A 24,730-nucleotide genomic window follows, 5' to 3' on the forward strand; every position below is an offset into this window, starting at 1 on the left:
GCCATGTTCCTGCGTGTCCTGTAATAGGAGAAGGGCTGCCTTTATAGTGATTTCATTCGGTTCGTGTACGAAATCAAACTATCTCTTGAACATAATATAGTCTGTTATTAAAGGATTCAGGTTACTCAGCCTGAACTCCGTCGCAATCTGTGCGCGGTGATAAGTAGAATGGTTTATGACATGGAAAATAATGCTCCTAATAGGAGATGTAAAATCCCCTCCTGTACTTATTTTATAATTTACAATTTGGTCGAGATCGAAGCTCTCTATAATATCTATCGAATGCCTATAGTTCGTTAGATTCAGGTTTATGAACTCAGCCGTGTTGTGGATCTGCCATACACTGAAAGTCTTTGCTTTCGGATCAATCCTGTTGTTCCAGATCTGATGCGCGTTGAGTATGTGACTATATAAGTTGATGACATTTTCGGATAGTTTCTCTTGTTGAGAGACTATCGCGTGCGCCAATATTTGGTTGCATTCGAGATTATAATCGAAGAGTTCCTTGAAGAATTGTACCATTGTTTTATCCATGTAGATGGATTATAAATATACTTATATTCTTGTCTTGGGGCAATTTTAAGTAAGAGAAATCTTTATATACTTGTAAATAGATAATTGATCAGAAAAATAGGTTAATAACTAAAAACATAAAGCGATGAAAAAACTGCAATTCACAAAAGAAATTAACGCATCGGCTCAAAAAGTATATGAAGCGATGTTGGGTTTAAATGATAAGTCGACCTACGAACACTGGACGTCGGCATTTAATCCGACTTCTACATATGAAGGAAGTTGGGATAAAGGAAGTAAAATCCATTTCGTCGGCACAGACGAAAAGGGAAAAAAAGGTGGAATGGTTTCGGAAATCGTAGAACACAGACCCGCTGAGTTTGTTTCGATTCGTCACTATGGCTTTTTGGATGGTGATACCGAAGTAACTACGGGTGAGCAAGTGGAAAAATGGGCAGGTGGACATGAAAATTACGGCTTTCGAGAGAGCAATGGCATTACAACCGTGACAGTAGATATGGATATGACAGACGAATATCTCGATTATTTCAACAACACTTATCCAAATGCTTTGAATAAGTTAAAAGAAATTGCTGAAAAGTAAATTCAGTGATCGTGGGGTTAACCGCCACGCCTTCCTGGCACTATTGCTCCGGAAAAGTTGCGAGGTATAGATCCTCAACTTTCTTACGAGCCCAAGGTGTTTTTCTTAAAAAAGTCAACGATGATTTTAGACTCGGATTGTCAACGAAACAATTAATCCGTATCTCTTGGCTCAGCGCTTTCCAACCGCCATAGTACGTTAACAGTTCTTCGATAATCGTATCGAGCCGCTTGCCATGTAAAGGGTTGTTTGGTTGTTTTTCCATGCAATAAAGTTATGAAAAATAATGGTTTGTAAACAGCATCCCTATAGAAATTCAGATGTCGGTTCCACTCAATTCCAACGGCTTGTTCGGTGGCAAGTTCTCGGTCCCGAGCGATTCCATTTTTTGCATATTTAAATTATTCCCTATCTTTGCGCTCATTCTTGATTTATTTACTTTTTAATATCAAGGAATCATGACAGATCAAATTTACATATCGTCCCTTTCGCTCATTGCCTAATAAGGCAGTCAAACCCCGTTTTTTATAATTAAGCAGTTGTGTAATTAACTTATGCAATGTTTGCCTGCCTGAAATTTCATTAGATGGTGCTGCGCGCTCCTAAAGGTATATCCTTCTACAAGGACGAATTGCAATCAAAAATCAAATTCAACAAAAATTACAAACATTTCCAGATACAGCCCGAATCAGGCTTTTCTGGGTTTAAATATACATCCCCACATGGGCAATTTAAGAACAAAAGATTTAAGTAAGATAGGTTATCATAATGACCAGCTACGAAGTCTGGTTATTGGGATAGTCTCCAAAAACTTCAAACACCACAGTAAGCAACAAATACTGGAGCTGTTGGTGGATATTAAGAATGATCCAGAAGCATTTCTGGATGATGAATTGACAAGTAAAATAGCCGAGAAAATAATTGGTAAGGTAGAAGGAGCATCGTTTAAAGCTTACACGTTACGTGATGAACCGGTATTTTTTAAAACATATGGCGGTAAGGGCATTGAACCATCGGCTAAAAAACAAATGGAATTTGCTAGCCTGTTGCCGGTAAGCATACAAGGCGCTTTAATGGCGGATGCACATATGGGATTTGGCTTACCTATTGGAGGTGTGTTGGCCACGGATAACGCTGTTGTCCCATATGCGGTGGGTATGGATATCGGCTGCCGCATGGCACTTTCTATTATTGATGAAAGCGATAGTTTTATAGAAAGGTTTGCATACCAAATCAAGCAGGCATTAAAAAACCATACCCATTTTGGAATGGACGGCGGGTTGGACATCAGGCAGGAGCATGAAGTTTTAGATAGTCCGGTGTTCCACGCGATACCTTTTTTAAAACCTTTAAGAGGTAAAGCCGTAAGGCAATTGGGTACCTCTGGAAAAGGCAACCACTTTGTGGAGTTTGGTGAAATAGAGATGCTGGCCAATAATGTCCTGGGATTACCGGCCAGGAGGTACTTAGCATTATTAACCCATTCGGGAAGTCGTGGTTTAGGCGCGGCTATTGCTAAACACTATACGAAACTCGCTATGGACAGTTGCAAGTTGCCCCGGCATGCACAACAACTGGCTTGGCTGGACATGAATAGCGAAGAAGGGAAGGAGTATTGGCTTGCTATGACATTGGCTGGCGATTATGCCAAAGCCTGTCATGACCGTATCCATTCGAACCTATTAAAAGCTTTAGGGCTAAAAGCAATCTGTGTAGTGGAGAACCATCACAACTTTGCTTGGAAAGACACATTGTCCGATGGCAAAGAAGTGATCATACACCGTAAAGGCGCAACACCAGCCCATAAAAATGAGCTTGGCATTATTCCCGGTAGCATGACAACACCAGCTTACCTCGTGTCCGGCAAAGGAAACCACGATGCCCTGTATTCCGCATCGCACGGTGCAGGCCGTGCTATGAGCAGGCAAAAGGCTAAAGATAGCATGACAGTATCCGCCATGAAAAAGATGCTTATCAATGCCGATGTTACTTTAATCGGGGGGACGGTTGAAGAAAATCCGTTGGCATATAAAAACATTGACGCTGTCATGATTGCACAACGTGATCTGGTTGATATCCAAGGTAAATTCTATCCACGTATTGTTAGAATGAATAAAGAGTAATGATGAAGAAAATTATGATACAAATTACATCAGGTAAAGGCCCGGCAGAATGCTGTCGGGTTGACTATTCAAGTTATTGATACAATTCTCCATATTGACTAATTGTTGATAATACTTTCTTCTAACGTGTCCCATATTTTGTTGTATTGCAAGTCAGAATTGGTGTTTTTGGATTATTAAGCGCTTTTGTATTATTGTAAGAATATAGTTCGTTTTTGTTTTGCCGATTGCATGGCCGCATCGAGGATTTCGACAACGATGCAATTAATCGTTAATTCATAAAGATCAAGTTTGTCCAATACTAACGATCCATTCACTACCGCGGCCAATACAGAAAATGGATCATCAAACGGAGCCGCTCTTACAGGAAGTTGCTTCTTTTCTTCTTTATTGTTGCCCGAAAAGCGTTGTTGTAAGGTTGTTGCATCAGGTGCTATAGCATAACCTTTGGTGCCATATACTTCCATGTCCTTCCTAGAAAATGGCCAATTCCATGAGGCCTGAATCAGACATTGCGCGTTTGGATATTGTAGAATGATGGTCGCTTCATCGTCCACCTCTTTGTAGATGTTGGGTTTATTTTGATGTACTGCGGCCGTTACCGAAAGAGGTCGCTCGCCGTTCATCAACCACGTCATCAGGTTGGCGCCATAGCATCCAAAATCCACTAATGCGCCCGCTCCATTTTTTGCCGGATCGGTCAGTATCTCCAAGAATTCTTTGCTCACCCCGATTTCCTTTGGCCCTTGATGTCCGTCATTCACCATCACTTTTCGTATTTCCCCCAATTGACCTTTTTCTAACATTTCTTTGATCTGCTGATTGCTTTCGTACCACGATGTTTCAAAATTTGTCAGAACATGTATCTTATATCTTTCGGCAAGCTCTTTTATCTCTTTGGCATCCGCTACGGTCGTCGCCAAAGGTTTTTCCACCATCACATGGATCTTTCGCGGTGCGCAGGCACGTACAACAGCAATGTGTTCATTAATAGCGCCGAATGCCGACACAGCGTCCGGTTTTAGCTCATCCAACATTTCCTCCAAATCCGTAAAGAAAAGAGCTTTATCTAGCTGGTATCGTTTGGCATAATGATCAATCAACTCGGGATTGGTTTCATAAATGCCGATTACAACCACATCCTTTTTGTCTTTTCTGTTAAAAATCCAGTCTACGTGTCCGTGACTTAACCCAGCGACGGCCAGCCGTAAAGGAACTTCAGCAAAAACTAAATGGCTGATTAAAATCAAAAAGATGTTTAATAAAATGGGTTTCATGGTTACAAAAATATTCAGATCAAAGATAAAACATAATGAGGGTAAATTTAACAAATTTTAAATGACGGAAACGTGATATATACTAGCGTATAAATTACCTTTTAGTATCCATTTTTTGCTGACGATTCCTATAATTGAATGGAATTCTTTAGTTTTGACTATAGCTAGTTAGGAGGAAATTACGATATTATCTCTTAGGCGAAGCAACGTTTGGAAAAATTCAGAAATACGGACGAACAATGATATTGAAAGAAAGCATCGGCTATAACTACCGGAAATACCTGTTTACCGGGGTGTTTTCAGCTTTGCTGATTATGGGGTATGCGCAGGAAGGGGATAGACAACAGAAAGACACGCGACAACCTAGTGAGGAACGGCAGGAAAAACAAACTACATTTATGGATTCCATCGATGTTGTACGTGATTACCGACCGATGCTGGCCGATGCCATAAAGGTCCGCCGAAACCCGGATATGGACATCAACAAGGAAGCGATTGAGCGTCAGCTGCAGCAGATCGCTGCTGCTACATATTTTTCAAGAAATGGTTTCAAACAAGCCTACAATGATGAACTTCTTAAACGGAATCCCAACGCCTCACGCAACAATATCGACAATTACCGAATTAGTTATTTGGCCTACCGTGCAGGAGAGTACCCAAGAGCGACCTCTATTTTGGAGAGTTTGGAAAAATCGGATGCCTATTATCAGGGCGCAATAATTACTTTGGGCAATATTGCTATAGAGACTGGCGATAAAGAACGTGCGCGGAATGCTTTTCTTAACGCCTCGCGAATGGATCTCGATCCGGAATTGAAAATGATAGCGTTGTATAACTACGCCAAAGTCTTACATGAACTAGACTCCGTCCAAGTTGCTCTAGAAGTACTCCAAGGTTATATCGCGAAGAAATATACGGTTAGTGATCGAGATGGCAAGAAACAGGAGAGTGCCGAAACGTTATCCGTAGATGTTTTGTCGGGTACGAGTAATTTTCATGCGGGAGTAAGTATGCTGGAATCGTTAAACAAAAGGAGCCACGAAGCCGATGTAACCTATCAAAAAGCGACGTATTATCGTGGATTAGAGTTTTATAACGAGCGTGCTTTTGAAAATAGCATATCCATGTTCATGAGATCAGAAAAATTCCCGATCGATGCGGAAATGGCGGCGTTGGCCACATATTGGAAAGCAGAGGCGATGTACGAAGTACGTAAGTACAAGGAGGCGGTAGAAAACTTTTCCCGATTCCTTCGATTGCCCGCTGCGCGAAACACCAATGTTTACAATTATGCGAACTATGGTCTGGCATATGCGGCGTTTCGCAATAATAGTTTTGCCATGGCAGCTGATTACTTTGAGCGTTTTTTGGCGACCGATGGACATTCGATAGACGAAAATGTGCGTCATGACGTGATTGCGCGTCTGGGTGATTCGTATTTGTCCATACGCGATTACGGCCGAGCCAACAAATACTATGACCAACTGATCAACAGTAAAGCTCCCAATCAGGACTATGCGTTGTTCCAGCGCGGTATTATCTATGGATTGCAGGGCGACAACGAAACCAAGCTCAGTACACTGTGGTCTGTTGTGGAGCGATTCCCCGGTTCGAACTATGCGGATGACGTGGCCTTTGAGGTCCCTTACACGTATTTCACTAGGGGAGATTACGATACCGCCATTGAAGGGCTGCAGCGGATGATCGAACAATATCCCCGAAGCAGCTATGTTCCCCGGGCGTTGATGACCATTGGGCTTGTCCAGTACAATAAAGGTGACACCGAAGCGGCGAAGGCCTCCTTCCAGAAGGTGGTGGAACAACACGCTACAACTGATGAAGCAAGACAAGCGCTGCGTTCCATCGAAAATATTTACCTGGATCAAGGCGATGCTTCGAGTTATATTCATTACGCGACCAGCACCAATATCAGTAATCTGAGTGCCGCGGAGCAGGATAACTTCACTTTCGGAGTAGCCCACTCCTTGTTTGCCAAAGGGGCATATGAAGGGGCTGTGGAAGCGATCAATGCATACTTTGATAAATTTCCGAAACCCATACAAGAAAAACATGCGCGTTATATCCGTGGGGTGAGTTTGTACCGTACGGGGCATCCAAAAGAAGCGCTACACGACCTGAACATCATTCTGAATGACTGGACGAGCAAATATACGGAGAGTACCTTACTGACAGTGGCCGCGCTATACCTAGACTTGAAGGAATACAACGAAGCCATCGTGCATCTCAAAAAACTAGAGCTTACTTCAGAATATAAAGAAAACTATAACTACGCGGTAACTAACCTGATGATTTGTTATTTCGAAATCGGTGATTTGGATCAGGTGGCCAAGTATGCGAAGTTGATCAAGAATTATGACCGATCATCTGAGGAAGACATTGCCAAGGCGCACTTGTACAGCGCGCGGGCCATGTTGCGGGAAGGAAATGCGGCGCCTGCCATGAAGGAACTGAATCTGGCGGCGCTCAAGAGCCAAACGGCAGTAGGTGCAGAGGCACGGTACCGCATGGGGCAATTGCAGTATAAAAACAAGGAATACGACAAAGCCCAGGAAACAGCCTTTGATGTGATTAACAATATGGGGGAACAAGATTACTGGGTGGCCAAGAGTTTCCTCCTGCTTGCAGATACCTATTCTGTTAAAGGTAATAATATGCAGGCGAAGAGTACATTGCAAAGTGTGATTGAAAATTATGAAGAAGATGATGATGTCATTCCTTCAGCAAAAGAACGTTTACAGAAATTGAACATGAAGTAACTTATATAAAGCGATGTCTCTTATCAAGCAACTTGGCAACGGCTATCTCATTTTATTAAATCCCGTGTTTCTGCGAAAAAATCTTCTGTTGCACCTACAAATCTTTTAACTATTTTCAAATTTTTATCAATCACGATCTTCGTAGGATATGTAGTGATACCATACCTTATCGCGACATCATCTTTGTCGGAATTTATTAATTGGGTCCATTCCAGGCTGTAGTTTCTTATCGCTTCATTCCACTCTTCCGTTTTTTCATTACATGCAATCCCTATTAAGACTATATTTTTCTTGTTTTCTTCATAAAAAGATTTCAATTTAGGAATTTCTGCTAGGCACGGAGGACACCACGTTCCCCAAAAATCAAGAACTATTATTTTTCCTTCGAAATCCGACAGCGAGACGTCTTTGCCATTGTTATCTTTTAATTCGAAATGCGGTGCATCATTCCCTATGTTCAAGTTTTCCTCCGCTAATTTTACAGCGCTAAATTTTTGATAGTTTCTGTAGGCGTTTTCAAGGACGTCACGGAATATTCCGTTCCGAATGTCTGCTGTTAGTTTCGGATAATACGTAGCAAACTTCTCCAGTGAAAATCTAGAAATAAGGTATGCCGACAAATCTTGATCAAAATTATCATTTACATAATCTGTTTTGGCTTGGGAAATTTTACCAAAATACTGCTGTCTGGTATGGAATAGTTCGTTGATTTGATCCTCGGTTCCGCCATTTTCTCGTATAGAATCCATTTTAAGCTCAATTTTAACAGCTTCTATAGTAGCGGTTTTATAAGATGTGCGGAACTGCGCCAATTTTTGACTAACATCATTCCCCGAAGTTTGATAATTAAGATAGCGCTCTTCGAGTTCACCTTCGATAGTGATTTGTTCATCTGGACGGCTAAAAAGTTCGATAAATTTTGTTCGAGCAACGTAAAAACTGCCATCACTTCTTTTATATACCGCTTTACGTGGAATTATCGCGTAAGCTGTGGGCTCGGTGGATACTGGATAGGTGAACATATTGTTGTTCGCTATCAATGTGTCTTTATGCATGTCCTCGATATTTGCCAGAGGATATTTCCAAATATAAACCGTGTCATTGCCGAGTCCCTTTATTGTCGCTGTGATTTGCGCATTTGATCGTCCAAAAGGAGCCATCGCCAAAATAGAAAATAAGGTGATTACTAAAATTTTCATCATTAAGGATTTAAATAAAAAGATATTAAAAACAGTACTGAAAAAGTTAAAATACAAACACTTGTATTTTTAAAAGTAGACCGTTGTCTTTGGTTATCTAATATTAATTAGGGGGATGCAGGTTATTCCTCGGTGGTTGTCGGAAAATTATCGGTAAAGGAGAATGGGAAATAGCTTTCCAATTCATTGCACCCTTGATACTTCCATTCGGATTTGCTATTTTCAACCACGAAATCCTTAACAATATATACATTGACCTCGTTTCCACAAGACATTCTATTCAAATATCCTTGGCGAAAATATCAGCAACGTGTACTTGATGAACTGCGTTCACATCTTACTGACAGGCATCTTCACATTGTAGCTCCACCGGGATCAGGAAAAACAGTGTTAGGCCTAGAGGTAGCTATCCGAATCAACCAACCCACTTTAATTCTAGCTCCGACCTTAGCGATTCGCAATCAATGGATCCAGCGGTTTTGCGAATTATTTCTCCAAACAGCCGAAGTTCCAGAATGGATTTCCAGAGATATACGACGACCTAAGTTCTTAACGGTTGTAACTTATCAGGCCATCCATAATAGTGCCTGCAATAATGTAGAGGCTTCAGCAAATGAAATAGATGCCGAAGACAACGAAGCCGAGGAAAAAACCACCACCGTACTTCGGCGCAGCCGTAACCACAACCGTAACATCAATCAAATTATTAGAGGCTTGAAACAGGTTGATGTAAAGACCATTGTGGTGGACGAAGCACATCATCTAAAGAATGAATGGTGGCAAACGTTAATTCGTTTAAAAGATAAGTTAAATCCCGTGATCGTCGGATTAACAGCCACACCTCCCTATGATGTCACTCCTTTGGAATGGCATCGTTATATCACCTTAAACGGCCCCGTTGATACAGAGATTTCGGTGCCTGAACTCGTGGTGGAAGGGGACTTATGCCCCCATCAGGATTATATCTATCTCACTACACCTTCCAGTGCGGAAAATATTATCATTCATCACTTCAGAGAAAATGCCCAGCGCTTTTTTAATGAACTCAGACAAGATGAAACGCTGCTTACAGCTATCGAATCCCATCCCCTCTGGCTGAACCCAACGCAGCATTTAGAAGTTATTTATGAGGATATCTCTTTGTATTCAGCTAGTCTCATCTTTCTGCATGGCAACGGCCGCCCTATTTCCGAAGATCATCTAAAAATTATTGGTGCAAGCGAATTCGATATTCCGCATTTGGACTATGAATGGATGGCGCGTCTGCTGGAATTCTATCTGTTTAAGGAGAAAGTATATTTCGATTCTTATACAGAACATCGTACTACTTTAGAGAACCGACTCCGTCGCAATGGTTTGATTGCCGGTAGAAGGGTCAGTTTTAGTAAGAGTAAACGGGTAACCACGCATTTAACATCCAGTATCAGTAAACTGCAAGGAATAAAAGAAATCGTATCGTTCGAATATGAAAAACTAGACAAGGGCCTTCGAATGGTTATCTTGTCGGATTATATCCGGAAGGAGTATTTTCCCAAATCGTTCACCAACACGATTGAGATCAAGAAAATGGGGGTTATCCCTATTTTTGAAATGCTTCGAAGAGAACAGATTAGCAATCTGAAATTAGGAGTTATGACCGGATCACTGATTATCATTCCACAACAAGCATTCGCTATTTTTGAGGAAAAAGCCAAGAGGTATGGACATCAGCAACTTGCCTTTTCTCCGGTTCCCTTCGACGACAGCTACGTGATCATTCAACAAAATGAACAGTTAAAACACGATATTATTCATATTGTCACCCAAATTTTTCAACGTGGGGATATTGAAGTCCTGATCGGTACAAAATCTCTTCTCGGAGAAGGTTGGGATGCTCCAGCGATCAACTCGCTCATTCTGGCAAGTTTTGTCGGTTCGTTTGTGTCCTCTAATCAGATGCGGGGTCGTGCTATTCGAACACAAAGCGGCAATCCAGCCAAAACCGGAAATATCTGGCATTTAGCCTGTATAGACCAAACAATCGCTAATGGTGGTGACGATTTTCAACTGTTACGGAGACGTTTTAGAAGTTTTGTCGGTGTTTCGAACGACGAACCAATCGTGATTGAAAATGGGATCAGACGAATCATGACCGTCGAGGGTCTGTTAAGCCAAGCGGATATATCCAGCCATAATCAACAAAATATGGTGCTGGCCGGTAACCGGCAGGATTTACGCCTGCGGTGGGAAAAAGGTCTTCAATCCGGTATTAACTTAGTTGAAGAAATTAAGATTCCTTTTTATGAAGAGGGGGGATACCAGGCTGTAAAATCCGTTCATTTGCAAAAAACGATTGCCAATTTGACAGGAACATTAGCTAGCGGTATAGTGATATATATGGAAACGGTCTTAGAAATCGTGTTGCGGGCACAACGATGGATCAAAACCTTTCATGATGCATACATTGCTTTAAGTATCATCGGCGTTGTTGGCTTCCTTATTTTTGGATATCGATCATTCAAAGCACTTCGAGTATATATTGGTTACCGTGATATTGCTAAAGATATGAAAAACATCGGTGATGCTGTGCTTATGTGTTTGATCGAAGCAAACGCTGTACATACGGAACGCACCAAGCTGATAGTAGAATCTTCGATGGATGAACATGGAGCTGTCTTTTGTCATTTAGAAGGTGGATCAACGTTTGAAAAATCAATTTTCATTCATACCCTGGAAGAGATTATTAGCCCGATAGATAATCCACGTTATATTATTATTCGTAAAAGCAAATTCATGACGTTTTTAAATCAACGTGATTATCATGCTGTACCTGAAATTTTTGGTCGAAACAAAATGTTAGCTGAATATTTTGAAAAACAATGGAATAATTATGTAGGTCAGGGCGAATTAGTTTTTACACGTACGCTCATTGGCCGGCAGGTATTAGTTAAATCCCGCGTTAAATCTTTACTATCCCAATTGGATGATCAGGTAGAACACGTTAGCAAATGGAAATAGGAAAGAATGGTATTCTGTGCTGCCCGCGGTTGACTCTAGGAGAACTACCTATAAAATCCTATCTTTAGTTCCATGAGCTATATCATGATTCAAAATATTATTTTGCAGCTGCAGGACTTACAGGGGCAAGAAAATTGGTTAGATGAAAATTTCGAAAAGAAGATCGGAAGCGTCGCAGAAGATAAAGTTTTCAAAAGACCCTTGCCGGAACTGCATAGTGTTGCTGAACTCATTTCCCATGTATTGATATGGAGGCTAGAAACGATACGGAAATTAAAAAATCTGGATGCCAAATTAACAATAAATAGCCCTGAAAACTGGCGGACGAATGATGAGTTAATGAAAGTTGGATGGCAGAATTTAAAGAACGATTTTTTCCAAAGTTTGTATACGCTTACTGAAATTTTAGAGGAAAACGACGATACATTTCTTGATCAGCGCTATCGTAATAATGAAAGTTTTAAATATCTCATCGAGGGGCTTATCCACCATGATCTTTATCATTTAGGACAGTTGGGTATTACCATTAAGTTTCTGCGATTAGAAAAGTAGTGCTAAATTAAATTATAGTTTTCGTTTTAAATCCAATAGGTTTCAGTATTTCTTGGAATCCTTCTTTATTCTTTATCAGAGATCAGAATAAAGATCTGTTTAGAATACGCTGTATCATGTACGGATGGTGACTTGCAAATTCCCGCTCGAAATCGTTAAGTCCATATAAGAAACAACTCATTTTAATCCGTTCCCCTTGTTTTGAATAGAGGCGAATCTGTTGCATGTTTTTGTTGAATTCTGCATCTGTTAGATCTTCCCATTTAATACAACTTGTTTTTCCCCATGCATTGTAGGAGGTAATAATTTCGGCGTTGTAAATTACCCGATGGTTGTAGTAATAAAAGGTGAGATGGATGAAGCCGTACAGTATAGCTAGTAATACGACTATAGGAAATATATAAGAACTCCACGTTTCATTGTCTTTCGTTTCCCAGCCAAAATAGAAGCCGATTCCTATAAAGAACAATAATAATATACCCAAAAAATAACCTAGGATCGCAAAAATAATATGGTTTTTAAGCATTTTGTCACCATTTGCCAAAACTTGGAAGTGTGCACCTTTCTTTTTTGCCAGACCAATAGTCCAACCCATAATCGCAAAAGTTGCCAATAGCGTAATAATACCGAAGCTCATAATATGATCAATTAACGAGATAAAGATAGACTGAAAAATTGGATTATGACTGTTTCGGTCCAAAAAACATCTAACTATGGGACTTATAGGGGGCAGTAAAATTGGTTAGATTTTTACGAACTTTGTGCTATTTTTTTAGTATAAAAGAATGGTATATTTGCTCTGTAGGCTACCGAGTAAAATCCAAATAAGGTACCGCTTTCCGTCAGTGGGCGACTCAGAACATCGATTTAAACGGGATGGTGAAATAAAGATCAATGACAATGCTTTGGTGACGTTGGCCTTATTCGTAGCTCAGAGTGACCCTCAGGAAAAAGAATTGATGGTCAAACTGATTACACAACTTATAAATAGCCGTTAGGATAGCTTGGTTGGAGTTTCTTAACTTATACAAATAAGTAAGTACTAAAACACTTGTAGGTATTTTGTATATATAATTAAAAATGATGTAGATGGTTTGTGAGGCTGAATAGGATAAACATTTGCCCATTTCTTCTTTCTTTTGTTTTAAATAAAATTATAAGATTATGACACCGAAAGTTCAATCAATTATAAGCTATCTTGGCTTTTTATGGTTAGTGGCATTTTTTGGTTGCTTTTTTTCATCCACGCTGTTGGCGCAGGGAATTCCTGCACAGCAAAAATTTGTGATAAAGAAAAATCGGATTATTGATAATGAAAATATTTTCACCTCAATAGAAATACAGCAATTAGACAGTATTGTCACGCGTTGCTGGGACAAAGGAATTGCAGAGATCGCTATTGTAACCCTTGACGACCGCCATACCAATAAAGAAAATTTTGACAGCTACGTATTCAATAATCTTACTTCTTATGCATTAGGCGAATATGGAAAAAACAATGGTATAGTGATTGCCATCTCTAAAAAACTGCGTCAAATGCGTATAGAAAACGGATATGGGATTGAACAGGTTTTGAGTAATGCAGCAACCAAAAAAATCATCGATGAACAGTTTATCCCAAAATTCAAAGATGGTAAATATTTCGAAGGTACGCTAAATGGGCTGCACACGATTATCAGTGATGTAGCAAAAGTAATGAAAGAAGAAGATTTTACCCTTGCGTCTTCTATTTTTACGCCTTCCATTTTTAAAAAGATAAGAGCTTTTGTGTTAGAAAACGGCTCGCCGCAAACATTCCGTAATCTGGATAGCGATAATCCTTCGTACAATTTCACATCGCTGGATGTGTTCCTCGGGCCCTCAAGAAAGAATTCCTTTGTGTTGAAAGATTTTCAAGAAGATAATTATTATGAAATGACCATTCGGGATAATGACGGCCGTCTATATCAGTTTGTATATTTTGAAAAATCTATACCCGAACAAACATTCATCCACCGAAAGATGAAGCCTGAGAAAGTGTACTGGTGGTATCCCGGTGACAAATATCTTTCATCAGACGTATGGCCTTTACTGGCACAGATAGAAGATGAAATAGTTCAGAATTCAGCGGTAAATGAAGCAAAGCCTTTCACGGAATATCAATGGATATTGAAACAGGAATTTCATCCGATGGAACGTGTATATAAGGATATTGAAAACAATGATACGCTGTCTTTTCACCATAGTCACTTTTCCGTCGATGGAAAAAACGCAGGTACATTCTATACTAATCCAGCGGAAAGAATATTAACGCTCAAAATGGAAGACGAGGAACGACCTGCATTCGCTATTTTCAAGATGAATGATAGCTATCGCTACCGTTATAACTTCAACAAAAAAGCAAGAAAGCTATATCTCGTGCCATTGGATGAGCAGGAAGGAGATGACCTTGTTTGTGTAGAGGGATGTACGTTGTTGTTTGAAATTTTAGAACAATAAAAAAGATGAAGATGACAGAAGCCAACCGTAATGAAAGAAAAAAGTTAGTTAGTTCCAAAATAGATTTCATCCTCATGAAAAAATAATAAGGTCCAGTTCAAGCTTTGGTCAATTACAGTTAGGTCATCAGTACAACGATAGGTTCTACTTGTTTCATTTTTATCAATATTCCACAAATGGCAGAAGCAATTAAGATAAATCCACCTCTTATTATTATCGCTTATTTTTTTGTTCCAGCAGTTCCCTAACTTGAGGATGGACAGCTTTTGGATCAAATTTATCGGTTAGATTTAAATATTTATTAGCACTATCTTTTTGATAGAAGTAGGAATACGCAGCCGTCAACTGTGCCAAAATCCTCGGATTATTCTTGTCTAAAGTATTGGCTTTTCTTAAGCTTTCAATAGCTTTATTAAGCGTGTTTAAATCTTGATCCATGCTAAATAATTGTCCGTAGCTCGTCGCTTGCGATTCATAAACCCTTGGATTGGCGGAGTTGATTTTTAATGATTTCTCAAAGAAATAGATCGATTCTTCCAGTTTATTTTGTCTTCCCAGTAGATTGCCGAAACCCCAATAAACATCGGCATTTGTACTATCCAAGAGCCAAGCCTGATTAAATCTTTTCATAGAACTTTCCAAGTCATTTTTATAGAAATATTCCCAAGCCATATCAATGTAAGACACTGCGGCAGTTTTTCTATCTGAAAATTTTGAATCTACAGAAGCGAAGAAATCGTTGTCGATTTTAATTTGCGCTGCGCATTTAGTTAATTTGCCATACATGGGAAGGAGGTTAATACCTTCTTTACAGTCTTGCACCGATGAACATGCTATGTACAATAAACAGGTAAAAGTTAGTATTAGAAATTTATTCATATTTCTGTATCGTGTTTTTTAAGCCTTATCGTATTTTGCCATTTTTTTAAATTTTTATTTCGTCACTATTCCTTCACCACGGATCATAATGGTATTTCTTTTATCAATATTCTCTTTGGATTTTGTCAATAATTTTATTAATCCTATCTCGACTTTGTCTTTATTGGTTTTCAGTTTGTCTACGATTATCGTTAACAGGTTATTTTCATCTACAAAATAACTTTCTTGATCAGAATTGATCACATCTGCGTCCAGCATGAATACTACAGGTATTTCTTTAAAGCTTGTATATTTATTTTTCAGTTCTGCTAACGAAATAAATTTTGGAGTATATTCTGCTTTAGTCTTTATATGGATTTGACCCGCATATGTTTGCGTTCCGATTACGGTATCTCTTTTGACTACATTCATGCTTTCTATTTGTTCAGCGTTGATAGAACTAAGATTTTGTATAAATCTATCATTAATAAAGTAGGCGGGCAGCTGTATCTGTTTCTCTTTGTCAACTATGATCACTCGTAAGGAAGTGTCTCTACTTTTATTGATTGTAGCAGGCGTGGATTTCTTTGAGAACACATTTTTCGCTCTTTGGGCAAATGAATGTGTCGAAGTAAACACGATTAGAAGGAGAATAAGCTTTTTCATGATTATCCTATGATATCGTCTGTTTTCCAGTCCGTAAAATCGATCACTTCCGTTTGACACACAGAACAATTTCGTCCTCGTTCAGAAGGAGAGATGTTATCCCATTTCTCAATGCAGGTTTTTGGAGTTGTTATAGACATAAATTAGTCAGTTGCTTTAGTTATTTGTAAAATAACTAAACTTCATAAAACTACCAAAAATCTTTTATAAAACAATGGAGCTGTCAAAGTCATTTAGGCGGGTCAGTGGTGCATCCCGCATGGCCCCCGATGGGTTTGATAAAAATGTCGCACACAAGCAGTTTGTAGACATTTCCAGAAAACTGGCCGTTCTTGCTGCGCAATATAATATCGTACTCTCGCTAGAAAGCCAAAATAAAGAAGAATGCAATTTCATCAATACTTTGCAAGAGGCCATGTTGATTGCCAAAGAAGTAGATCATCCGAATTTCCGTGTAACGGTAGATATCTACCATATGATGCGTGAAAATGCGCCAGCTGACCATATTATCGATGGAGGAAAATATATTTATCATTGTGATATAGGTGAGAAAGAAACACGTTCCGCTCCAGGGGTCAAAGGAGATGACTTTGTGCCTTATTTCCGTGCGTTTCAGCAAATTGGTTACAAAGGAATGGTCGCATTGGAATGTCAGTTTACGGATTTGGAAACGGAACTTCCTTTAGCGAAAGAAACTATTGTCAAACAGTGGGAATTGGCGAAAAAGCTATAGCTGGATATCAACTTCTGTGTCGACTTTTTCTTTGGCTATGTGTCACTTAAATATTCGGGCGTAAAACCTAGAAAGGATGCGATAAGATATTGCGGTACCCGTTGTTTCTACACTGATTTATCGTTGCTAAGTTGGCGAAGACGAAACCATTCTTCCTCGCTAATACGAAATAGAAGTTTAGCATATCTTTTGGCGGACGACGACAAATTGATAAAACTTTTCGGTCGATGAAGAAGTTCTAAATTGAAAGCACTATTATGGACACGGTAAAAACATCTACACTACAAAATCTATGCAGGATCTTTTTGGGCGGCTTCATGTTATTTGCGGGTATAAGCCACTTATCCTTTATGCGGGAAGAGTTTTTGGCTCAGGTACCTAGGTGGTTGCCAAGCACACCGGCTTTTATGGATTTTGTGGTTGTGTCCTCTGGAATTGTTGAAATTGCTCTTGGATTGGCAATGATATTCCTAAGTAGGTATAAAGTTAAAATAGGCATCATATTAGCCATATTCTATGTGCTCGTCTTTCCTGGCAACATCTCACAGTACACCAATCAAATTGATGCTTTTGGTCTCGATACCGACCAAAAAAGATTTATGCGGTTGTTCTTTCAGCCGGTCTTAATTCTGTTGGCGCTTTGGTCAACGGGGGTAATTAAAGCCTATATGCAAAAAAGGTTACACAGGTCTTAGTTTGGTGGACCCCTTAATTAATCATCTTGTAATTTAAATATCTGAAAACATGTCGCAGGGTCGGTAATCTGGCTCGTCAAGTATTTCAATTGTCAAGCTTTTATATTGATATCGTTTCATGTTGTAATCAATTTTGGCGGTTTCCCATTAGAAAGCTACTCCGTTCAGCGTATGGGTGCAGCAACTACAATAAGGCGTTAAATCATTTGCTTTTAAATCTGGATTCGACAGTTGCAAATTTCCAATATCATCTATGTACATTCCAGAAAAATAGGAAGATTCACCAACTCTCACATAATCTTGTCTTTCATCTGGATTTAAAGCCACTATCCAAAATATAGGTTCCGTTTTATCTAGTCTAGACTTGGCTTCGCTAAAAACATCATTCCAATTGGAACCAACTTTTGACAACAAAAATCTAAATAGCGGAGTATAGTCGAGGCCGCGATCTTTTTTGCCAAACATTGTACCCCTAATCTGTTCCGGAGTTTCACCTTTTTTATTCTTCGAATATTTAAAGTCACCGCCAAAGTTGTGACGAATACCTCTTGCTTTGGTGTTGACCTTTCGGTATAATGGTTTTTTAGTTTTGTTTCCAAACATTCCTTATTCCATTTAATATTATTTGCAGTGTTTTTCTAATAATGACTTTCCAGAGTCGAATCCGAGATTTCGCAGTATTCTGAAATCCTCGCAGGCAGACTCTTGATCATTCAACAAGAGATAACAGTAACCACGATTTATCAAAGCTTTTTCATTTTTAGGGTTTTTGGCGATCATCCTGTCAAAGTACGTTATAGCGCCATAAATATCACCTTCCTCAATCCGCTTCGCAGCGTATCTAGTATATCGTTCATCTGTTAAAAATTGATCCATAAAATTGAAATCTATTTCCAGGGTGACTTGAGCGTCAACGGGCTCTCCATTGTAATAAGCCGGCTTCCAATTCTTTGCCATTTTACTACAGGTTTTAATAAATTCCTTGTTAAATTTATCATCCATACCTTGCAAGATTTTTATGTTATCTACGGAGCCAGATTTACGAACAACAAAAGTTGCCAAAAACAGCCGTCCATAATCCTGGGAAAAGCCCATCATATACTTGCTATAAGATGGCATCGCCGTCTGCAAAGCATGGCGTAGACCATAGGGATTCGAAAAAGTAGGATGGATCTTTCGACTGGCTTTGTAAACCGTGTCAGTTTTAGAAATACCTACCAAATCCTTTCCATTCCATTCCGATGTTTTTTGTAAATGTTCGTATCTAATTAATGTTATTAATAGCGAACTTGGATCTGTTGCTCCTAAAGTTCCCGGTTGGACCACAATTAAGCTATCCGAATTAAGACGGATAATTCCCAATGTTATTTTGGCGTTAAAATTGGTAGAAATCTCTATTGTCCCGTTTCTATCCTCATAAGAATTGAAGTTTCCTGCATGCGTATAGTCCGTAATTATGGCAGCCTTGTTCTTTGGTTTGAAGCTGTATTTTAAAAATGTATATTTCAGCGGGTGCGATTCTTCTACTTCCGTACCGTCTAAATAGGTCACACCTACTTTTATCCAATCGCCTAACAGGGTTGCTTTTTCTTGTGCCTTTATTGGGAAAAATCCATATAGTAATAAGAAGAGGGTTGTTATTGCTAAATGGATATGGCTACTATTAGCTTTTAAAAATATGTTTCCTAAATAATTCATAATTGTCAATTATGTGAAGATGGTTTTTGTTCGTTAATAGGCATGTCCAAAGAGTTTTATATTAGTTTATATCTTTCTTAAAGATTGAATAAATCGTTTCCGCACATTGGGGGTCTGTTTTCCAATCGGTAAAATCGACCACTTCCGTTTGACAGACAGAACAATGCCCTCCTCGTTCAGAAGGAGACATGTTATCCCATTTCTCAGTGCAGGGTTTTGGAGCTGTTATAGACATAAATTAGTCAGTTGCTTTAGTTATTTTACAAATAACTGAACTTCATAAAACTACCAAAAATCTTTTATAAAACAATGGGAAGATGTCAAAGTCATTTAGGCGGGTCAGTGGGCAAGCATTTACATTTTCTCCCACAATACTCCCGCAAAATTCGTGAATTTAGCCATCAAGCCGTTTTTGAAGCACACCATGAGCTGATCAGAGCTGCCCGTGTTTCTGTATTCTTTGTAGATGACTTTCAGGCCGTACGTCGTGGAGAGATCGGCTTGTCCAGTTTTATACGCATGCAGGCTGAGAAAATGGGATGTACCGTCAGAGATTGCTGACCTAACATGCTATCTGCTCCTGTAATTAAAATCTTATTTTTCATTTTCTGTATTTTTTTAAGCAATCTTTTTATCAATCACTGCTGTGGTTTTCCGCTTGTTGTTTTATACATTTTAGAATTTCCCGCCTTATCAGTGCACTGAAGGGGCTAATTATAGTCCAATAATTTCTAAATCTTCTTTTAATGACGGCATTTAAACATAAAATGCGTGTTTCCGTTATTACTTTTGTTTTTGATGGCTCGATTTCTGAAATTTTGAAACTCCATATCGCTTTTGCAAATTCTTTGTCTTCGAAATCTCTAAATTCTCCCGAACCTATCTTTTTTAGATTTCCGGATATCGTCCAAAATTTTCCGACAAGGCCTAGCACTATTTCCCTGTTTTCCTGAACCTCCAATTTCTTGAACCCAATTTTTTCCAGACCGATCATTGTTAAACTTTTCGGTACGGGAATACCACGTAATCTAAAAAGCCAGTAAACAATCTCTGAATTTCTAAAGTCAAGATCTTTGATTAATGGGAATACTCTGTCCGCAGGGCTATTTATAATAATCTGTTCCGACTTTGAAACATCAAAAACTGGCAGATATTTTTCCTGTAAATCCATAGTTTTTTATATAATAGGGTCATGAGATAAATATCTTTATTATCCTTACTGATATGATATGTTATGCGTTTATTATAATAAGGATATAAGCAACCAGATAGCACAAAAACGGCACACAAAGTGCGTAGAAAGCGGCCTTGATCAAAAAACGGTATGCTATCCAAGCAAAGACTCCGCTGCAAAAAACCGTGGACACTAATAGCACTTGTCCGGTTTTTAGGAGTTCAACGTGTTGGAATGCCATATATGCACCTATTATTCCCATAAAGAGGAGACCTACACCGAACCCGGCATTAAATCCAATCCACGCATTCCATAAATTTGAATTTTGATCAACTTCCAGTTCGGAATTTTTCATTGTATCCATCAACTCTCGGGTTTTCGGATACAATTCTGTCGTAAAAAATATTCCTCTCACATGGAGTAGACCTATCAGTGAGATCACAATTGAGCCAATGGCCCATAGTATTATTTCTGTCATCAGTATAATTTTTAAGTTTCTTGTTTTTTTATTTAGTTCCCCGCACGGTTTTCTTTGTACTTATCACGATTCTGTTCCATGCATTGATGGTAACAACCGCCATAATGATCTGTGCGATAAGATGGTCGTCAAATAGTTCTTCAGCTTTATGATAAGTAAAGTCACTTAACCCACTTTTATTGATTAACTTTATTTCTTCCGTTATCGCTAAAACTGTCTTTTCTTCTTCTGTAAATAGTTCGGTTTCCTGCCAAGCATTGAGGAGAAAAATCCGCTGAGAAGATTCACCGTTTTTTAGTGCATCAGAGGCATGCATATCAATGCAAAATGCACAACCATTGATTTGTGAGGCACGAATTTTAATTAGGCCCAAATGTGTTTTTGGTATTTTTGTGTTTTGTAGGTAAGTCTCTAACGAAAACATTGCTTTGAATGCATTCGGCTCAAGCTGTTGAATATCTATTCTTTTTTTCATTATGTTTTATTTTAAATTCATTAATTTTTTTATCGAAATAAATTACAATATCAAGGGTGAAATCTGTCGGGAACTTTCAATATCATTTGCTGAAAGCAGGTAGCGATTTCTTTCGCCGATAGTTCAGATATTTTGATGTCTCCCTTTATGCCAAGTTTTTCAATTACTTGTCTGGCTTGACTCTTCCTAAATATAGTTTTTAGTACAGTAAGTGCATTTGAACTAGGATTTCTAATCAGAAAACAAAGATATCTTAGGTACCTTTCCTTCATTTCTACCCCAATGTGACAATTTTTCTTCCTGATAATTCCTAAAAGAGCTGACCTGACCTTTGGAGGAGGGGTGAAGCTACTAGGAGATATTTCATATATTATCTGGAAGTCGTAAAATGTACGGTAAAATAATTTAAAGGGATCTGAAGTACAATTTACTGTTAATTTGGATGCAGGTTCAAACTGCATAATGAGGCTAGCGCTATCAAAGTACTCCATATTATCATACATTAAGTATTTTAATATATTTGATGTGAGAAAGTACGGAATATTGGCAACCACTTTAAAGTTTACTTTCGGGGCTTTGAAATTTCTAAAATCTTGATTTATAATTTCAACGCTTTCGTGGTCTATGAATTTTTGTTTTAAATACTTGGCTAAATACTTATCGTTCTCGACTGCATATACTTTATTACAACGTTTAAACAAATGGGTTGTTATAATGCCTTTTCCTGCACCAATGTCTAAAACGGTATCATCGTTTTTGATTTTAACAAGATTAACTGCATCAGCTATCAGCAAATTATCTATAGTGAAATGTTGCCCAGTAAACCGTATGGGGATTCTGTTTTTTTTCATGAAAATTTCTTATGAATGAATACTAAAAATCACATCGCGGAAGACGCGATGACGGTAGTGTTCAATTCCAAGAAATTATAGGGATAATATTATCTACCCAAAATCATATCGCCGAGGAGGCAATAATTTGTAATATCTAGTAATGAATAGCTACCAATTTTTATGCGGTAGCCCAAGGTCTATAAAAACCAAAAAATGATGTCAATAACATATTATAATTTTTTAATAGTAATTATACAAACCTAGTGATATTCTGTCACTTTTAGAAAATTTCATAAAAAATTCGCAATTTCTTTCCTTAAGATTTTATAAAAATATAGCTTTACAAGCTCGATTCAATCCTGTTCCTTGATAGGCTATTCCCAATCAAGTCCACAAATAGATTTCTTGGTAGGGACTTTCGCGATAAAAACATCAGATTGTTTGTATGTTAAATTTCGAAAACGTAATTTTAAAAAAAATCCAATAATTAAATTCAACTATGTCCTTTCAAGCTTACATCGACAATATTCAAAAGAAAACTGGAAAATCACCTGACGACTTTAAAAAAATGGCAGAAGAAAAAGGCTTTTTGGTAAATGGAGAATTGACTGCAAAGGCAACGCAAATTACGAACTGGTTAAAGGAAGAGTTTGAGTTGGGGCACGGACACGCTATGGCAATATATGCTTCATTAAAAGGGAAAACAGCGTAAATATCCTGCTATTTGAATACGCAGTAAATAGCGATGTTTCGCAGATCAGAACGTCGATCTAGTTACCAATTTGTCTGATGGCATTCCACGGTTCAAGCCATACGCCGAATTCACTCTGACTTACGTGGAATCGAAAGAAAGCATTTCGTAATGACTCTGCGCATATTCAACGGCTTACCTGCAGATCGTAGAAATGCTACTGAAAAAAGAAAGGTTAGCAGCATAAAAAAGTTTCCTATTTTAATTAGCAATTCCAAAAAAAGCCGCCTCTGTGAATTTGAGACAGCCTTTACAAAAAAGTTTTTTTAAAAATGTTTAAAAAGTTATTTATTTAACAGAAACATCGGCCATTTCCCACCACCCATTTTTATTGGGGCTTCCTGCTAATGCTAAGTTGAGGGCTGGAATATTCCCTTTGGTGCGATCAATAATACCCAGTGCCAACTTGTATTGACCAGGTGGAATATTGTTTTCTTTTACCTTTAAAGTGTAATTTTTTGCTACACCTTTTAACCAATCAGCTGGATCAGCATGTTCATCTATAATTAGTTTTGCAATATCACCAGTATTTGGATTCAAGAATGCGAATGCAATTTGATACTTATAGTTCCATTGTTTTAAGTTATTAGGACATACACCAACACCTAAATTCTGCCACTCGTGTTGTATTTCGAAGCTAGTGTCTGATTTGATTTCTTTCGGTAATGTTATTTTCGAAGGGTATAGTCGATATCCGCCTTCCTCTATAAATTTTTGAACTAAATCCGGTGCGGTCTGGATCCATGAAGTAGCTTCTGAAATATTTCTTAAGTCTAAGATATTGGCCCTTCCCTCGAGTGCATCCTTCAGTGTTTGCGCCCATACATCCCGCCATGTTTTATAATTAGCTGGGTCATCATGTTGCCAATGATTTGTACCATTATGCCACCAACCACTTTCAGCTATGACAGGTCGTTTAGGGAAATGTGATTTAACCATATCCCGTTCGAAATTCAAATAATAATAGCCCATTCCAAAAGCGTCATGTCTCAGAATATAGTCCTTGTCGTTGTATGCCCAATCTAATCTATCTTTTTTGATTTCAGCATGGTAATTGATTGCAACAAGTACATTTTTGAAGGTTTCACTATACAAGTTGACGATCCACTTATACATTTGATCATAATTTTCGTCGTCTTGTAGAATCATAGAATGCCCTTCCCCCCATAAGCCAAGTCCAAATCCATCTACAAAGTCTACCGAGTCTGCATTGTCAAATCTTTTGGCAAAAGCCTTGACAAATTCAGCATAATTTGATTGAAATATATTATCGTCTGGATAGGGAGACCACTGGTTGGTATTTCCAATAATACCCTTTGCACCGGCATCGATTACGTATGAAGGAGTAGAACAACTATTGTAGTCTCTGCTGTCTACATAAACACGAAAAGCAAGTTTGAGCCCCCTTTCTTTAGCCCCGTTTATTAATTCGATTAGAAAAGGATCATTGTCCCATGCATACTGACCTTTGCTTGGTTCAAATGCACTCCAAGGCCACCTTATATAAAGATGGGTTGCATATTTCTTTATTTGTAAAGCATCGAATTCCTTCCAAAAACTTGGATTAGGATTATAAGCGTCACTATATATACCCCATCCCATTAGCGGATTTTTAATTAAGCTGGTTTTATTGGGTTTAGGTTCTAAAATTTTTAATTCTGGTTCACTCTCTGTTTTTTTGAAGCTATCCGGCGATTTCGCACAAGCCGATAGCGTAGTTGTCAACAAGAAGTATAAACAGAAAATATTTTTTATCGTAATCATATTAGTATAATTAATTTTAAGAACTCCTTTTCAATTTTTTTATTGAAAAGTTTGATTAAAAAGTGGATTTCTCAGGGCTAGATTA

At 38.5% G+C, this 24,730-nt stretch carries 25 protein-coding genes; 11 read left to right on the forward strand and 14 right to left on the reverse strand.

The features are described from left to right. Positions 1 to 78: 78 nt before the first annotated feature. On the reverse strand, positions 79 to 534 hold the full coding sequence (locus tag EWE74_RS00790; RefSeq protein ID WP_206365102.1) for a DinB family protein: 456 nt from the start codon (positions 532 to 534) through the stop codon (positions 79 to 81). A 124-nt stretch (positions 535 to 658) separates the two neighbouring features. Between EWE74_RS00790 and EWE74_RS00795 the strand changes: the two genes are divergently transcribed. Further along, positions 659 to 1,117, forward strand: a complete 459-nt coding sequence (locus EWE74_RS00795) for an SRPBCC family protein (RefSeq protein WP_130139642.1) — start codon at positions 659 to 661, stop codon at positions 1,115 to 1,117. Between the two features lie 40 nt (positions 1,118 to 1,157). Here the strand turns inward: EWE74_RS00795 and EWE74_RS00800 are convergent, their stop codons facing one another. Continuing rightward, the gene (locus tag EWE74_RS00800; RefSeq protein WP_130139643.1) at positions 1,158 to 1,382 is read right to left on the reverse strand and encodes a VF530 family protein; all 225 of its coding nucleotides are present in this window, start codon (positions 1,380 to 1,382) and stop codon (positions 1,158 to 1,160) included. Positions 1,383 to 1,839: 457 nt separating this feature from the next. On the opposite strand from EWE74_RS00800, the gene EWE74_RS00805 reads away from it, so the two are divergent. Beyond that, positions 1,840 to 3,240: an RtcB family protein gene (locus EWE74_RS00805; protein ID WP_130139644.1), complete on the forward strand. Its 1,401-nt coding sequence runs from the start codon at positions 1,840 to 1,842 to the stop codon at positions 3,238 to 3,240. A 191-nt stretch (positions 3,241 to 3,431) separates the two neighbouring features. On the opposite strand, the gene EWE74_RS00810 is transcribed toward EWE74_RS00805, so the two are convergent. Next, on the reverse strand, positions 3,432 to 4,517 hold the full coding sequence (locus EWE74_RS00810) for a Gfo/Idh/MocA family protein (protein ID WP_130139645.1): 1,086 nt from the start codon (positions 4,515 to 4,517) through the stop codon (positions 3,432 to 3,434). Between the two features lie 239 nt (positions 4,518 to 4,756). On the opposite strand from EWE74_RS00810, the gene EWE74_RS00815 reads away from it, so the two are divergent. Further along, complete coding sequence (locus EWE74_RS00815; RefSeq protein WP_130139646.1) at positions 4,757 to 7,294, forward strand: tetratricopeptide repeat protein; 2,538 nt, start codon at positions 4,757 to 4,759, stop codon at positions 7,292 to 7,294. 47 nt (positions 7,295 to 7,341) lie between these two features. Here EWE74_RS00815 and EWE74_RS00820 read toward each other — a convergent pair whose 3' ends face one another. Next, complete coding sequence (locus tag EWE74_RS00820) at positions 7,342 to 8,496, reverse strand: TlpA family protein disulfide reductase (protein WP_130139647.1); 1,155 nt, start codon at positions 8,494 to 8,496, stop codon at positions 7,342 to 7,344. 249 nt (positions 8,497 to 8,745) lie between these two features. Here EWE74_RS00820 and EWE74_RS00825 point away from each other — a divergent pair, with 249 nt between their 5' ends. Then, positions 8,746 to 11,490, forward strand: coding sequence for a DEAD/DEAH box helicase family protein (locus EWE74_RS00825; protein ID WP_130139648.1), 2,745 nt, complete (start codon positions 8,746 to 8,748; stop codon positions 11,488 to 11,490). Positions 11,491 to 11,562: 72 nt separating this feature from the next. Next, the gene (locus EWE74_RS00830; RefSeq protein WP_130139649.1) at positions 11,563 to 12,042 is read left to right on the forward strand and encodes a DinB family protein; all 480 of its coding nucleotides are present in this window, start codon (positions 11,563 to 11,565) and stop codon (positions 12,040 to 12,042) included. Positions 12,043 to 12,124: 82 nt separating this feature from the next. Here EWE74_RS00830 and EWE74_RS00835 read toward each other — a convergent pair whose 3' ends face one another. Then, a complete protein-coding gene (locus EWE74_RS00835; RefSeq protein WP_130139650.1) occupies positions 12,125 to 12,679 on the reverse strand; it encodes a hypothetical protein in 555 nt (184 codons plus the stop codon). A gap of 148 nt (positions 12,680 to 12,827) precedes the next feature. Between EWE74_RS00835 and EWE74_RS00840 the strand changes: the two genes are divergently transcribed. Continuing rightward, the gene (locus EWE74_RS00840; RefSeq protein WP_130139651.1) at positions 12,828 to 13,040 is read left to right on the forward strand and encodes a hypothetical protein; all 213 of its coding nucleotides are present in this window, start codon (positions 12,828 to 12,830) and stop codon (positions 13,038 to 13,040) included. Positions 13,041 to 13,206: 166 nt separating this feature from the next. Then, entirely contained in the window at positions 13,207 to 14,520 is a 1,314-nt protein-coding gene (locus EWE74_RS00845; RefSeq protein ID WP_130139652.1) for a TPM domain-containing protein, read from the forward strand. A 213-nt stretch (positions 14,521 to 14,733) separates the two neighbouring features. On the opposite strand, the gene EWE74_RS00850 is transcribed toward EWE74_RS00845, so the two are convergent. Next, positions 14,734 to 15,306 (reverse strand): tetratricopeptide repeat protein, encoded by a 573-nt coding sequence (locus EWE74_RS00850; protein WP_206365103.1) that lies wholly within the window; start codon positions 15,304 to 15,306, stop codon positions 14,734 to 14,736. 147 nt (positions 15,307 to 15,453) lie between these two features. Next, positions 15,454 to 16,044 (reverse strand): hypothetical protein, encoded by a 591-nt coding sequence (locus tag EWE74_RS00855; RefSeq protein ID WP_130139654.1) that lies wholly within the window; start codon positions 16,042 to 16,044, stop codon positions 15,454 to 15,456. Between the two features lie 214 nt (positions 16,045 to 16,258). Between EWE74_RS00855 and EWE74_RS00860 the strand changes: the two genes are divergently transcribed. After that, complete coding sequence (locus tag EWE74_RS00860; protein WP_130139655.1) at positions 16,259 to 16,777, forward strand: sugar phosphate isomerase/epimerase family protein; 519 nt, start codon at positions 16,259 to 16,261, stop codon at positions 16,775 to 16,777. Between the two features lie 257 nt (positions 16,778 to 17,034). Then, positions 17,035 to 17,472 carry a DoxX family protein gene (locus tag EWE74_RS00865; protein ID WP_130139656.1) on the forward strand — a complete coding sequence of 146 codons (438 nt, stop codon included), beginning with the start codon at positions 17,035 to 17,037 and terminating at the stop codon, positions 17,470 to 17,472. Positions 17,473 to 17,619: 147 nt separating this feature from the next. Here the strand turns inward: EWE74_RS00865 and EWE74_RS00870 are convergent, their stop codons facing one another. Continuing rightward, entirely contained in the window at positions 17,620 to 18,075 is a 456-nt protein-coding gene (locus EWE74_RS00870; RefSeq protein ID WP_130139657.1) for a hypothetical protein, read from the reverse strand. Between the two features lie 18 nt (positions 18,076 to 18,093). After that, complete coding sequence (locus EWE74_RS00875; RefSeq protein ID WP_130139658.1) at positions 18,094 to 19,170, reverse strand: energy transducer TonB; 1,077 nt, start codon at positions 19,168 to 19,170, stop codon at positions 18,094 to 18,096. Positions 19,171 to 19,479: 309 nt separating this feature from the next. On the opposite strand from EWE74_RS00875, the gene EWE74_RS00880 reads away from it, so the two are divergent. Next, positions 19,480 to 19,731, forward strand: coding sequence for a DNA/RNA helicase domain-containing protein (locus tag EWE74_RS00880; RefSeq protein ID WP_130139659.1), 252 nt, complete (start codon positions 19,480 to 19,482; stop codon positions 19,729 to 19,731). A 73-nt stretch (positions 19,732 to 19,804) separates the two neighbouring features. Here the strand turns inward: EWE74_RS00880 and EWE74_RS00885 are convergent, their stop codons facing one another. The 4 genes from EWE74_RS00885 to erm all read right to left on the reverse strand — a co-directional run bounded on the left by EWE74_RS00885 (position 19,805) and on the right by erm (position 22,148). Continuing rightward, entirely contained in the window at positions 19,805 to 20,341 is a 537-nt protein-coding gene (locus EWE74_RS00885; protein ID WP_130139660.1) for a hypothetical protein, read from the reverse strand. A gap of 61 nt (positions 20,342 to 20,402) precedes the next feature. Continuing rightward, positions 20,403 to 20,822: an LIC_13387 family protein gene (locus tag EWE74_RS00890; RefSeq protein WP_130139661.1), complete on the reverse strand. Its 420-nt coding sequence runs from the start codon at positions 20,820 to 20,822 to the stop codon at positions 20,403 to 20,405. 28 nt (positions 20,823 to 20,850) lie between these two features. Beyond that, positions 20,851 to 21,297 carry a carboxymuconolactone decarboxylase family protein gene (locus tag EWE74_RS00895; protein WP_130139662.1) on the reverse strand — a complete coding sequence of 149 codons (447 nt, stop codon included), beginning with the start codon at positions 21,295 to 21,297 and terminating at the stop codon, positions 20,851 to 20,853. Positions 21,298 to 21,347: 50 nt separating this feature from the next. After that, on the reverse strand, positions 21,348 to 22,148 hold the full coding sequence (gene erm, locus EWE74_RS00900; RefSeq protein ID WP_130139663.1) for a 23S ribosomal RNA methyltransferase Erm: 801 nt from the start codon (positions 22,146 to 22,148) through the stop codon (positions 21,348 to 21,350). Positions 22,149 to 22,629: 481 nt separating this feature from the next. Between erm and EWE74_RS00905 the strand changes: the two genes are divergently transcribed. After that, positions 22,630 to 22,842, forward strand: coding sequence for a DUF4287 domain-containing protein (locus EWE74_RS00905; protein WP_130139664.1), 213 nt, complete (start codon positions 22,630 to 22,632; stop codon positions 22,840 to 22,842). A 327-nt stretch (positions 22,843 to 23,169) separates the two neighbouring features. On the opposite strand, the gene EWE74_RS00910 is transcribed toward EWE74_RS00905, so the two are convergent. Further along, the gene (locus tag EWE74_RS00910; protein WP_130139665.1) at positions 23,170 to 24,645 is read right to left on the reverse strand and encodes a hypothetical protein; all 1,476 of its coding nucleotides are present in this window, start codon (positions 24,643 to 24,645) and stop codon (positions 23,170 to 23,172) included. Positions 24,646 to 24,730 lie beyond the last annotated feature (85 nt).

This window comes from Sphingobacterium corticibacterium, from assembly GCF_004208525.1.
Taxonomy (GTDB): Bacteria; Bacteroidota; Bacteroidia; order Sphingobacteriales; family Sphingobacteriaceae; genus Sphingobacterium; species Sphingobacterium corticibacterium.